This is a genomic window from Flagellimonas profundi (genome assembly GCF_017313275.1).
GTDB lineage: Bacteria > Bacteroidota > Bacteroidia > Flavobacteriales > Flavobacteriaceae > Flagellimonas > Flagellimonas profundi.
This window is the reverse complement of sequence record NZ_JAFLNM010000001.1, coordinates 1,779,253-1,791,665: the sequence shown is the minus strand read 5'-3', so window position 1 is coordinate 1,791,665 and position 12,413 is coordinate 1,779,253. Positions and strand designations below refer to the sequence as shown.

At 41.1% G+C, this 12,413-nt stretch carries 16 protein-coding genes; 3 read left to right on the top strand and 13 right to left on the bottom strand.

The genetic code is table 11. The features are described 5' to 3' along the window. Positions 1-16: 16 nt before the first annotated feature. The 6 genes from J0654_RS08290 to J0654_RS08265 form a co-directional block, all read right to left on the bottom strand. Complete coding sequence (locus J0654_RS08290) at positions 17-241, bottom strand: DUF2795 domain-containing protein (RefSeq protein ID WP_013551418.1); 225 nt, start codon at positions 239-241, stop codon at positions 17-19. A gap of 125 nt (positions 242-366) precedes the next feature. Next, positions 367-924 (bottom strand): cob(I)yrinic acid a,c-diamide adenosyltransferase, encoded by a 558-nt coding sequence (locus tag J0654_RS08285; RefSeq protein WP_207027580.1) that lies wholly within the window; start codon positions 922-924, stop codon positions 367-369. Between the two features lie 120 nt (positions 925-1,044). Continuing rightward, positions 1,045-1,206: a hypothetical protein gene (locus J0654_RS08280; protein ID WP_207027578.1), complete on the bottom strand. Its 162-nt coding sequence runs from the start codon at positions 1,204-1,206 to the stop codon at positions 1,045-1,047. Positions 1,207-1,223: 17 nt separating this feature from the next. Then, positions 1,224-1,724: a hypothetical protein gene (locus J0654_RS08275; protein ID WP_207027576.1), complete on the bottom strand. Its 501-nt coding sequence runs from the start codon at positions 1,722-1,724 to the stop codon at positions 1,224-1,226. A 3-nt stretch (positions 1,725-1,727) separates the two neighbouring features. Further along, entirely contained in the window at positions 1,728-3,599 is a 1,872-nt protein-coding gene (locus tag J0654_RS08270) for an ABC-F family ATP-binding cassette domain-containing protein (RefSeq protein WP_207027574.1), read from the bottom strand. A 21-nt stretch (positions 3,600-3,620) separates the two neighbouring features. Further along, positions 3,621-4,790, bottom strand: a complete 1,170-nt coding sequence (locus J0654_RS08265; protein ID WP_237685912.1) for a lipoprotein N-acyltransferase Lnb domain-containing protein — start codon at positions 4,788-4,790, stop codon at positions 3,621-3,623. Between the two features lie 101 nt (positions 4,791-4,891). Between J0654_RS08265 and J0654_RS08260 the strand changes: the two genes are divergently transcribed. Further along, positions 4,892-5,623 (top strand): CDP-alcohol phosphatidyltransferase family protein, encoded by a 732-nt coding sequence (locus J0654_RS08260; protein WP_207027569.1) that lies wholly within the window; start codon positions 4,892-4,894, stop codon positions 5,621-5,623. Next, positions 5,601-6,071: a PH domain-containing protein gene (locus J0654_RS08255; protein ID WP_207027567.1), complete on the top strand. Its 471-nt coding sequence runs from the start codon at positions 5,601-5,603 to the stop codon at positions 6,069-6,071. The genes J0654_RS08260 and J0654_RS08255 overlap by 23 nt, the downstream gene beginning before the upstream one ends. Positions 6,072-6,078: 7 nt before the next feature. Here J0654_RS08255 and lptB read toward each other — a convergent pair whose 3' ends face one another. From lptB to J0654_RS08235, 4 genes are read right to left on the bottom strand one after another with little or no spacing between them, the layout of a single operon-like run. Further along, positions 6,079-6,819 (bottom strand): LPS export ABC transporter ATP-binding protein, encoded by a 741-nt coding sequence (lptB, locus tag J0654_RS08250; RefSeq protein WP_163625811.1) that lies wholly within the window; start codon positions 6,817-6,819, stop codon positions 6,079-6,081. A 57-nt stretch (positions 6,820-6,876) separates the two neighbouring features. Next, entirely contained in the window at positions 6,877-7,227 is a 351-nt protein-coding gene (locus J0654_RS08245) for a carboxymuconolactone decarboxylase family protein (protein ID WP_207027565.1), read from the bottom strand. After that, positions 7,217-8,059, bottom strand: coding sequence for a twin-arginine translocase subunit TatC (gene tatC / locus J0654_RS08240; protein ID WP_207027563.1), 843 nt, complete (start codon positions 8,057-8,059; stop codon positions 7,217-7,219). The genes J0654_RS08245 and tatC overlap by 11 nt, the downstream gene beginning before the upstream one ends. Next, positions 8,059-9,024, bottom strand: coding sequence for a KpsF/GutQ family sugar-phosphate isomerase (locus J0654_RS08235; RefSeq protein ID WP_207027561.1), 966 nt, complete (start codon positions 9,022-9,024; stop codon positions 8,059-8,061). Before J0654_RS08235 ends, tatC begins: the two co-directional genes overlap by 1 nt. A gap of 185 nt (positions 9,025-9,209) precedes the next feature. Here J0654_RS08235 and recQ point away from each other — a divergent pair, with 185 nt between their 5' ends. Next, positions 9,210-11,411, top strand: a complete 2,202-nt coding sequence (gene recQ / locus J0654_RS08230) for a DNA helicase RecQ (protein ID WP_207027559.1) — start codon at positions 9,210-9,212, stop codon at positions 11,409-11,411. Here the strand turns inward: recQ and J0654_RS08225 are convergent. From J0654_RS08225 to J0654_RS08215, 3 genes are read right to left on the bottom strand one after another with little or no spacing between them, the layout of a single operon-like run. After that, the gene (locus tag J0654_RS08225; RefSeq protein WP_207027557.1) at positions 11,408-11,719 is read right to left on the bottom strand and encodes a CCC motif membrane protein; all 312 of its coding nucleotides are present in this window, start codon (positions 11,717-11,719) and stop codon (positions 11,408-11,410) included. The genes recQ and J0654_RS08225 overlap by 4 nt on opposite strands. Before the next feature lie 9 nt (positions 11,720-11,728). Then, a complete protein-coding gene (locus J0654_RS08220) occupies positions 11,729-12,055 on the bottom strand; it encodes a CCC motif membrane protein (protein ID WP_207027554.1) in 327 nt (108 codons plus the stop codon). A gap of 11 nt (positions 12,056-12,066) precedes the next feature. Then, complete coding sequence (locus tag J0654_RS08215; RefSeq protein ID WP_237685911.1) at positions 12,067-12,387, bottom strand: DUF2752 domain-containing protein; 321 nt, start codon at positions 12,385-12,387, stop codon at positions 12,067-12,069. Positions 12,388-12,413: the final 26 nt, after the last annotated feature.

Sequence of the window (12,413 nt, the reverse complement as noted above, 5' to 3'; positions counted from 1 at the left end):
TTTGTGTTTTTCGAATCTAATATTCATCCTCGTTCCAGAGATAGTCCTCTTCGGTGGGATAATCGGGCCAGATTTCTTCAATTGACTCGTATATCTCGCCTCCTTCTTCCTCCATCGATTGTAAATTTTCTACAACTTCCAACGGCGCTCCTGTTCGAATGGCGTAATCTATCAGTTCGTCTTTGGTTGCTGGCCAAGGCGCATCACTTAAATATGAAGCTAGTTCTAAAGTCCAGTACATAGTAACGGTTTGATTTATAATTTTTTGCAAAAATAATTTTTAAACTCAATTTGCCAAGTAAAAACTGTATTATTTAAAAATTATTTTATTGTTGGCAAAACAATTGGGTTAAAAAAGCGATTTTTTCAGTCTAATTTCTCTGGAATCCACTTTATCTCCTCAGCATTTAGGTCTTTTGACAATTTACGGGCCAAAACGAACAAATAGTCGGAGAGCCGGTTAATGTACGAAAGTACGTTCTCGGGTACTGGCTCATTTTCATGTAAATAGGAAATCATACGTTCGCCCCGACGGCAAACTGTTCTGGCGATATGACAGTATGACACCGTAGTGTGCCCCCCAGGCAGTATAAAATGTGTCATTTCCGGAAGTTCCTCGTTCATCTTGTCCATTTCCTGCTCCAGAAATTCAATGTCCACCGCACTGATGCGGGGAATTTTAAGTCTGTTGTCCTTATTGGGCTCCGTTGCCAATATGGAACCAACGGTAAAAAGCTTTTCTTGGATCAAGGTCAAGGTTTTTTTGGAATGGGCGTTTATTTCCTGATCTCGTAAAAGTCCTAGATGGGAATTGAGTTCATCTATGGTCCCGTAACTTTCAATACGGGCGTGGTGTTTGGGAACGCGGGTGCCCGTAAATAACGATGTGGTTCCCTTGTCCCCGGTTTTAGTGTATATCTTCATGGTGTCCGTTATCAATGTTCAATAATCAATTAACAATTATCGGCAATAGTCTTTGGAATGACATAGCAGTTTTATTTCCAATTTTAAAATGTCAAATGATTTTTGTCCATTGCTCATTTTTCATTGCTCATTGTTTTTATCGTGTTGGCGTTTTCCCTCCATAAACTTGCGAGACTTTCTGCGTTTTGTCGATTTTTTGTTTCTGAACAAAATAATCAGATAAATAAGTCCCAACACGGCAAGTGCGTACCAAATGGTGTTATCTGTGGCAATATTTTCCATACCCTAAAATTACCGTTTTAAATTCGAATCGTGAAATGCTCCTTTACCTGTTCCCTTCGGATGGAAATAAGACCACAATGGTACATATCAATGCTTACCGTTATTTCCGGTAAGGCGACCAAAAGGTTCCACTGTTGCAAAATTTCCTTGTTGCCATAAATGGAGTCGATCAAAATAAGACTGTTGTTATGTAGTTTTCCTTCGGAATGTATTTTTTGAAAGGAAGGAACGTTGATTTCATCAACAAAAAGTAGATCAAAGCAGTTTTCATCAAATTGCACATTGGGAAAAGTCTGCCTCACCAAATCCTTTACCGCTCCACTGTTTTTGATGCAGACCTTTTCAAAACCGAAATAGCCGATGGTCCTTAGTAATACATTTATGCTTTTGTTCTTGTGAAGCTTTTTTTTGGAATAGAGGCATTGTGTCACATATTGGAACACAAAAGGGGAGTGCACCCCATGCTCGTTGGTGGATTTAAATAAGAATTTTAGATATGAAATGAATCGGAACCACATGCGCTATCCTTCTAAAATGGAAGAAAGCTCGAACCAACGTTCTGTTTTTTCTTCAATGGAGTCGGTCACTTCCTTGAGTTCAATGGATAAGCTGGCGATTTCATCACCATCCAGATCGGGATCTGTGAACTTGTTCTGGAGCATCTTTTTTTTCTCTTCCAGTTTTTGAATGTCCTTTTCCAGTTGTTTGTATTCCTTTTGCTCCGAATAGGAAAGTTTGCCGCCGCTGGTATCTCTCCAATTGTTTTCTGTTTTTTCTGAAGAAGTAGTCTTGTTTTCGCGTTCTTCGATTACTTTGCTGGTCTCGTAGCTTCGATAATCGGAGTAGTTGCCAGGGAAATCCTCTATAACCCCATCCCCTCGAAAGACAAATAAATGATCTACAATTTTATCCATAAAATAACGGTCGTGGGAAACCACAATCAAGCAGCCAGGGAAATCCAGTAAAAAGCTTTCCAGTACATTAAGTGTAACAATGTCCAAATCGTTTGTAGGCTCATCCAGAATCAGGAAATTGGGATTTTGAATGAGTACGGTGCACAAATACAATCGTTTGCGTTCCCCGCCGCTCAATTTTTCAACAAAATCATATTGTTTTTTACGGTCAAAAAGAAAACGCTCCAATAGTTGTTGGGCAGAGATCTGTCTACCTTTTTTTAAGGGTATGTAATCTCCGAACTCGCGAATCACATCGATAACTTTTTGGCCTTCTTTATTGGGGATTCCCTTTTGGGTATAGTAGCCAAATTTCACCGTGTCACCGACCACTACTTTTCCTCCTTCCACATCTTCTTGTTCAGTGATAATGTTCAAAAAAGTAGATTTCCCCGTTCCGTTTTTTCCGATGATGCCCACACGTTCACCTTTGGTGAAATTGTAGTCGAACTTGTCCAAAATGGTTTTGTCCCCGTAGGATTTTGAAATGTTGTGAAGCTCCAAAATCTTACTGCCCAAGCGTTCCATGTTCAGTTCCAACTGCACCTCGTGTTCTTGGCGCCTTTGGTGGGCACGTTTTTTTATCTCGGCAAAGTCATCGATGCGCGATTTGGATTTTGTAGTGCGTGCCTTGGGTTGTCTGCGCATCCAATCCAACTCCTTTTTGTACAACATTTTGGTTTTTTGCTGCTCTACCGCCTCACGCTCCAATCGCGCCTCCTTTTCGTTCAGATAATAGGAATAATTGCCCTTATATGTGTAAAGCTGGTTGTTGTCCAGCTCCAATATCTCGTTGCACACCCTATCCAAAAAATAGCGGTCGTGCGTTACCATAAACAGGGTTATGCTTTCTTTGGCAAAGTAAGCTTCCAGCCACTCGATCATCTCCAGGTCCAAGTGGTTGGTCGGCTCATCCAATATCAATAGGTCAGGTTTGTTGAGCAACGCATTGGCCAAGGCTAAACGCTTCTTCTGTCCACCCGAGAGTGTACTCACTTTTGCATCGAGCTTGGAGAGCTGTAATTGAAAAAGTATTTGTTTGTACTGCGTTTCAAAATCCCAAGCGTTGAGACGCTCCATGGCCTCAAAAGCTTTTTGGTATTGCTCTGTATTCTCCGGATTCTCTACCGCCTTTTCGTAGTTGGAAATTACTTTTAGGATTTCATTGTCCGTAGTGAAAATGGTCTCCTCGATGGTCAAATTTGGGTTCAACTCGGGTTCCTGTTCCAAAAACGAAATTTTGATTCCCTTGCGTGTGGTCACTTGGCCTGTTTCGGAAGTGTCCTTCCCCGACATAATATTGAGGATGGAGGTTTTACCACTGCCATTTTTGGCAATAAGGGCTATCTTTTGGTCTTTATTGATTCCAAATGAAATATCCGAGAAGAGCACTAGCTCCCCATACGATTTTGATATGTTTTCGACCGTTAATAAGTTCATGGGTGTTGTTTGTGTGCCAGTCTATAACTTGGAATACTTAATGATGTACAGGTATCGAATGGCCAAGGTCAAAAGTAACGGAATAAGCACAGGGGAAAAAATCTGGACCTTAATTATCCAAAGTAAAAGCATGATGACCATTAGACCTAGAGCTGACCATAAATATTTTGGAGCCCATTGAGGCACTTTATCCTGGAACACTAAAGTAAAAGCAACGATTGTATTTACTGGAAATGCCCATAAAATATTGAAATTATATGGGGTGGAAGTATGGTCGGCCGCTACCCAAAGTAGAAATAAAAAGGTTCCTGCCAATCCTGTTATGAACAACAGTGAAAAATCCAACCAGCGACTACGCGCTTTGTGTTTGTAGTCAAAATATGTGGCAATAGCTGTAAAAGCCAAGAGCATTAAAAACCAAAACAAAGGGGATAATAGAAAAAAGCCTTTTTGGGAATGCTCGCTGTAGTTCAAAATAGTTCTTTCCCTTTTTACCAAAGGCTTTCCATTTAAGGTAGTGTTTCGCAATTGCTCCATGGTATAATAGGGCAAAAACATATGTTCCTGCACGGAGGCCTTTCTATCCACAGGTGAACCAAAAGCCAAGTCGATTCCAAACATGGACCAGGTATTTACCCCCATAAACTGACGAACTAGTTGGCGGAATGTATATTGTTTCTCAAGATGCGAGCCATCAAAAACAATAGCATCGCCAAATTGTTCTTTTAAAATATCCCCCGTAATGCTGGAACAGTTGTTCAGTAAAGGGTCATAAAGATAATCCCTGTTTTCCGGTAGATAGTTTTCCTCAAAAAAAGCCAAGAGCTGATTGCGCTGCTGTAGGTTCAAGTCCAATATTTGCTCTTTTACCCATCTTTTTTCCAATTCGTACTCGTAAAGGAATGCTTCAAAACTTCTCCGGGAAAGGGAATAGATCATTTTGCCCTTGGTGAAGTTCAAATAAAAGTTAGGTTGATTAAAATCAAATGTACCGTAGTTGTACACCACGTCGATTCCCAAAGCAGGATCTTGGACACGGAAAGCGGTATGCCCAAAAGCAGAATAAAGTTCATCGCCCGTAGCGCAAGTAAGCAAGCTTACTTTTGAATTTTCTGTGAGCTGTGGGGTTTGGGAAAAAAGAGAGTTCCCGATGATGAAGCAAAAAAATAATAGATGGAACTTTTGTCTCATTCTGAATTTTATCAGGACAAATATCAGAATAAAAACGGCTCGGTACACCATCCCTTGCCCACAGTTTAATTTTTCCGTTATTTTTACAGAAACCTAATTCTATGAAGTCCTATATTCCCAATTTTTTAACCTTGCTCAACGTGTTAAGCGGTTGTATTGCCACGGTATTTGCAGTGCTCAATCATTTGGAGTGGGCTGCACTTTTTGTGTTCATTGGAATTTTCTTTGATTTTTTTGATGGTCTTGCCGCACGTGCGTTGAACGTACAGAGTGAAATAGGAATACAATTGGATTCGCTGGCCGATGTGATCACCAGCGGATTGGTGCCAGGCGTGGTCATGTTTCAATTACTGAGCATGGCAGAAAGAGGAGGGTGGAACTTGGGTTTTATTGGGCATGATACCGAGTTTACATTGTTGCCTTTCGTTGGTTTTGCCATAACCTTGGCCTCAGCCTACCGATTGGCCAAGTTTAACGTGGATGAAGATCAAGTGTCATCTTTTGTGGGATTGCCGACACCAGCGAACGCACTTTTGATCTTGTCGTTGCCAATGATTCTTCTGTACCATAACAACGAAGTGCTGAGCAACATTATCTTAAATCCATGGTTTTTGGTGATTCTTACGATTTTAAGTTCGTATTTATTGAACTCTCCTATACAATTGTTTGCTTTGAAGTTTAAAAACTGGAGTTTTAAGGATAACGGAATTCGCTATTTATTCATCATTGGAAGTCTTATATTGTTGTTGACCCTACGCTTTTTGGCCATACCTGTGATTGTCGTTGCTTACATTCTAATGTCTTTGATCGATGGAGGAGGAAAAGCCACATAACTTTCGGCAGAATGGCACTTCCAATAGTGTTGTTTATCCATCCAAGGTGGGATTGGAACTGCTTATTCCTGTTCTTCTGATTTTTGGTATAGGCATTGTGATCAGTTTTGGAAAAAGTAGTTTGGTAGGTGTGATTGTTCAGTTTGCAATCATGTTTGCCTTTATGGCACTGTTTTTCTCCGTTTCTTATGAAGTTACCGCTGAAGTTTTAACCGTCACAATGTTTTTCTTCATTAAAAAAAGCATTCGGATTAAAGATATTACAAGGATAGTAGAGTCGAACAATCCATTGAGTTCCCCTGCAGCTTCCTTAGATCGTTTGGAAGTGTATTATGGAAAATACAGCAGTACCGTTATCTCTCCAAAAGACAAAATGAAGTTTATCGAACACTTAAAGCGACTTTCGCCATCTATTCAAGTTGAATTGAAAAAGAAAAATAGGAAGTAAGGGAGTGTTAAAAATCAAGCTTCTTTTTACGTAGCTCAAAGTTCTGCCCCAAATAGACTTTTCTCACCATTTCATCCACGGCAAGTTCCTCGGGTATCCCAGCTTTTAGAATACCACCTTCGAACATAAGGTAAGAACGCTCTGTAATGGCCAAGGTTTCCTGTACGTTATGATCTGTAATCAGAATACCGATATTTTTGTTCTTCAACTGGGCAACAATACGTTGAATGTCCTCTACCGCCACGGGATCAACTCCTGCAAAGGGTTCATCCAGCAGAATAAATTTGGGGTCGGTTGCCAGAGCTCGAGCAATCTCGGTACGTCTACGTTCACCACCCGACAACAGATCACCACGGTTTTTACGGATATGTCCCAAACCGAACTCATCTATAAGGGACTCCATCTTCATGTGCTGCTCCTTTTTGCTCAAATTGGTAAGCTGCAGGACGCTCAAGATGTTTTTCTCGATGCTCAATTTTCGGAATACGGAAGCTTCTTGGGCCAAATAACCGATACCGTGCTGTGCCCTTTTATACATAGGGAAGCTGGTTATGTTGGTGCCATCCAAATAAATGTTGCCGCCATTGGGCTTTATCAAACCAACGATCATATAGAATGATGTGGTCTTTCCGGCTCCATTGGGGCCTAACAGTCCAACAATCTCACCTTGATTCACTTCAAGGGAAATACCCTTAACAACCTTACGGCCTCGGTAGGCCTTCATTATATTTTCTGCGCGTAGCTTCATAGGAATTTGCCAAAACTAAACATATTCTTTGTCTACCGTATGGTCTTTTGGATTTTTTTAAGCTTCGCTTTCTTCCAAATCTTCCCAATATTCGTAGGCGCGACGTAAGTGGGGAATCACAATGGTTCCGCCCACCAAAGTGGCTATGCCAAGGGTCTCCATCACTTCTTCTTTGTTGGCACCCGCTTCTCTGGAGCTTTCCAAGTGGTACTTTACACAATCGTCGCAACGTAACACCGCAGATGCTACCAGTCCCAAGAGTTCCTTGGTCTTAACATCCAAAGCCCCCTCCATAAAGGCATTGGTATCGAGATTGAATATACGTTTGATCAGCTTGTTGTTCTCGGCAAGCAGCTTATCGTTCATCTTGGCACGATAGGCATTGAACTCTTCTACTTTATTTGGCATTTTTTCTTGCTTTCTCTTTTCTTTCTTCTTTTTTGACTACCATTCTCGAAATAAAAATACTTACCTGATATAAAACAAGTACGGGTATACACACGATAATTTGACTTGTGATATCCGGAGGTGTAATGATTGCGGAGAGTATCAGAATGATTACCAAGGCTATCTTCCTGTATTTCTTTAGGATTTCAGGGGTTACCAGTCCGACTTTCGTCAAAAAGAAAATAACGATGGGCAATTCAAACATGATTCCACAAGCGATTACAGAAGCCCTAACGGTTCCGATATAGGACCCGAGGTCTATTTCGTTCAATACTTCCTTACTTACCTGGTACGACCCCAAAAAGTTGATCGACAAGGGGGCTACTATGTAATATCCAAAGAGTACCCCAAGGAAGAACAGCCCTGAAGCTGTAATAATGAATCCCCTGGAATGCTTTCTTTCGTTTTCGTAAAGTCCGGGACTGATGAATTTCCAAAGTTCCCAAAGAATGTAGGGGAACCCAAGTATGACACCCGCCCATATGGAAGTCCAGATATGTGCGGAAAACTGCCCGGCCATCAATCTACTCTGTATGGTAAACGGAATGGTGTCGCCACAGAATTCTGAATCTACCCCGAAGAACTTTCCAATGTTACAGAAAAACTGATAGGTCGGGAAATCCATGTTCTTGGGACCGAACAATATCGTATCAAAAATAAAGCCCCTGAATACAAAGGCCAGACATGCAATGATCACCACTGCCAAAGTGGAGCGCACCAAATGCCAACGTAACTCTTCCAAATGGTCCAAAAAGGACATTTCATCCGGATTTTTTCTCTCTTTTTTAGCCATTATAGGATTCCCTCGTTTATAAGGTTATGGATGTGGACCACGCCTGCATATTCATCACCGTCAAAAGCCAGTAATTGGGATATGCTTTTCTCCTGTAACAATTTTAGGGCCTTGATCGCCAAAGTGTCCACATCAATTGTTTTGGGGTTGGAGGTCATAATGTCCCTAGCGGTTAGTCCACTTATATTATCGTATTTGCTCAGCATTCTTCTTACATCTCCATCGGTAACAATACCAACCAATTTACCTTGATCCAATACAGCGGTAACACCTAGCATTTTTTCAGATATTTCAACAATAACATCTTTTACCTTGGTATTGATATCGACTTGTGGTTTTTGATTGTTTACCACAATATCCGCAACGCGCAAATATAGCTTCTTTCCCAATGCTCCACCAGGGTGATATTTGGCAAAATCGGAACTACTGAACCCTTTCAGTTCCAATAAGCATATAGCGAGTGCATCTCCCATGGCCATTTGGGCCGATGTACTGGTCGTAGGAGCCAGATTGTTCGGGCACGCCTCTTTTTCCACATAGGTGTTGAGTACAAAATCTGCCTGTTTGGCCAATACAGAATCCATATTGCCCGTAATACCGATAAGTTTATGGTTCGCGATTTTAATCAATGGCAGCAATGCTTTGATTTCCGGTGTATTTCCGCTTTTGGATAAACAGATGACCACATCGTTTTGTTGGATGGTGCCCAAATCTCCGTGAATGGCATCGGCAGCGTGCATAAATATGGCCGGGGTTCCTGTGGAGTTTAATGTGGCCACAATTTTTGAGGCGATTATCGCGCTTTTCCCAACGCCCGAAACAATCACCCTTCCGTCCGATTCTAAAATATACTGGACAGCTTGCGCAAATTGGTCGTCCAGAAGACCAATTAAATTAGCTATGGCCTTGCTCTCGATTTCAAGGGTCCGCTTTGCTATGGATAAAATTGACTTGGTGTCGCTCAAAGTAATTAACCGATTAACTGATTGTATTCCTAAAAGAATGTCTTATATTTAAGATTACAAAACTAATCAAACTATCTTTTACAGACTATTATGGAAGTGAGAATAGATCCTTCTGTAATCGATTGGTTTAAAATGAAAGCTTCAACTGCCTTTTAGGTTGCTTGTAATAAATTGAAAATGCGGAAATGAGCCTAATGAACACTGATTTGCATTCCTCGCTCAAAAAATATTTTGGTTTTTCAAAGTTTAAAGGATTGCAGGAAGATGTAATCCAGAACATTCTGAACGACAACGATACTTTCGTGATTATGCCCACAGGTGGAGGGAAATCGCTATGCTATCAATTACCGGCTCTTATGAAAGAGGGAACCGCCATTGTTGTTTCCCCGTTGATCGCCTTGATGAAAAACCAAGTTGACGCTATACGGGGAATATCAGAGCAGCACGGTATTGCACACGTTCTGAACTCTTCTTTGACCAAAACCGAGGTGAAGCAGGTAAAAGAGGATATTGTTAACGGAGTGACCAAATTACTTTATGTAGCACCGGAATCCTTGACAAAGGAAGAGAATGTTGACTTTTTGAAAAACGTTAAACTTTCCTTTGTTGCAGTGGATGAAGCCCACTGTATATCGGAATGGGGACACGATTTTAGACCCGAATACCGAAACCTTCGTGCGATTATCAATCGATTGGGCGATAATATTCCGATCATAGGGCTTACGGCAACCGCTACGCCAAAAGTGCAGGAAGACATCATTAAAAACTTGGGTATGACAGATGCCAAAGTTTTCAAGGCATCGTTTAACCGCCCTAACTTATTTTATGAGGTTCGTCCCAAAACAAAAGATGTTGATGCTGATATTATCCGTTTTGTAAAGCAAAATCAAGGAAAATCGGGAATCATTTATTGCCTGAGTCGTAAAAGGGTAGAGGAATTGGCGCAAGTGCTTCAGGTAAACGGAATAAGTGCCGTGCCCTATCATGCAGGGTTCGATGCAAAGACCCGCTCCAAGTACCAAGATATGTTTTTAATGGAAGAGGTGGATGTGGTTGTGGCCACCATTGCCTTCGGAATGGGTATTGATAAACCCGATGTTCGTTTTGTGATCCACCACGATATTCCCAAGAGCATTGAAAGCTATTACCAAGAAACCGGTCGTGCCGGTAGGGACGGGGGAGAAGGGCATTGCTTGGCTTACTACGCCTATAAGGATGTGGAAAAGCTGGAGAAATTTATGTCGGGCAAACCCGTGGCAGAACAGGAAATTGGAAATGCCCTGTTGCAGGAAATTGTAGCCTATGCAGAAACATCCATGTCCCGAAGAAAATTCATACTACATTATTTCGGCGAAGATTTTGATGAGGTTAATGGCGAAGGGGCCGATATGGACGATAATGCCAGAAACCCTAAGCCCAAAGAAGAGGCCAAGGAGGAGGTGGTGAAACTTTTGAACGTGGTCAAGGATACCAAAGAGAAGTTCAAGACCAAGGAGATTGTAAAGGTATTGGTAGGTAAGACCAACGCCATGATATCTTCCCATAAAACCGACGAAAAAAGTTTTTTTGGCATAGGAAAGGATAAGAACAAGGAATTTTGGATGGCCTTGACAAGACAAGTATTGGTTGCAGGGCTTCTAAAAAAGGAAATTGAGCGATATGGTATTCTTCATGTGACCAAAGAGGGTAAAAAGTACTTGGATAACCCAGAGTCGTTTATGATGACCAAAGACCATGTTTATTCCAAAGAAGATACAGGTAACATTGTTACTGCCGAAAAATCAGGGGGAGCAGTTGCGGACGATCAATTACTGAAATTACTTCGTGACCTCCGTAAAAAAGAGGCTCAAAAAAGGGAAGTACCGCCATTTGTGGTATTTCAAGACCCCTCTTTAGAGGATATGTCCCTTAAATACCCAATTACCATGCAAGAAATGATAAACATTCAAGGTGTGGGTGAGGGTAAAGCAAAAAAATACGGAAAACCGTTTGTGGACCTTATTTCCAAATATGTTGAGGAAAACGACATAACAAGGCCGGATGATCTTGTGGTAAAAAGCACAGGTGCGAATTCTGGTCTAAAGCTTTATGTAATACAAAGTGTGGACAGAAAATTACCTTTGGATGATATTGCTTCTGCCAAAGGACTGGAACTGCCCGAACTGATCAAAGAGATGGAGCAAATTGTATTCAGTGGGACCAAGCTGAATATTGGTTACTGGATCGATGAGATTTTGGATGAGGACCAACAAGAAGAAATCCATGACTACTTTCTGGAAGCGGATAGCGATTCCATTTCAGCTGCCGTAGATGAGTTTGAAGGCGACTACGAGGATGAAGAACTTCGTTTGTACCGCCTTAAATTTATAAGTGAAGTCGCGAATTAAAATTCGCGACTCAACTCACCTGTAGTAATTGCCGCTACAATAAATCCAAAATAAAGGATTACGATTACCAGGGAAATCAAGGATAGTCCCAATCCTACGTAGGATAATATTTTACCCGTTTTCACATTGCTGTAATCGGTATAACTTTCTGGGCTTGATTCGTACAATTGGGTGGCCGTCTTGGCTTTCACCAAACCGATAATGCTAAAAATAGCGCCAAAAGGGCCACAGCATATCAAAGTGCCGACAATGGAGAGTATCCCCATTGTCAACACTGTGCTTGCCCCGGGTAAGGGTTGTTGGCTCATAATATTGTCTTATTGATATTGTTCTAGAATTTCTTGCATTCTTTCTGGGTCTTGCAAAGTGTCCCATCCAAATTTGGAGATGGCCCAGATAGACAATAACAAATAGATTACGTTTAAAACAATACCTATAATGGATAATATCCTACCTGTTTTTACATTTTTAACGTCTTCGTACATTTCTGGATTTTCCGCGTAAAGCTTCAATGCCTTATTGGCCAATACCAAGCCAATTACCCCGAAAATAAGTCCGATGACACCATAGCAGCAACAAGTTATTATAGAAATGATGCCAAAGACGATGATCAGCGTTGCGTTTGGAAGTTTTTGTTGTTCCATAATTTAAGTTTTTAATTAAAAAGGTTATGCATTTTTAGGATATAACTTACTATAATGGTACCCGCTGTTATGAACATAAGAACCATCTTGGTTTGCTGGGAATACTTGAATTTTAAAAAGGTGCTCGTAATTAAGAATACGAGAAGAACCAAAATGGGATAAATGGCCGGATACATTTGAAATGCAGCCAAAAACTCACCATGAACCAATAAATCAACAGAGCGTTGCATGCCACAACCTGGGCAGTCGAGCCCTAATAGCTGTTTGTTGAGACAAGGCAGCATATAGTCCTTTAAGCTGATGGCGTTTATGGTTGGTGTTAGGTACATCATAGTCTGTGGTAGCCGAAAAATACTAT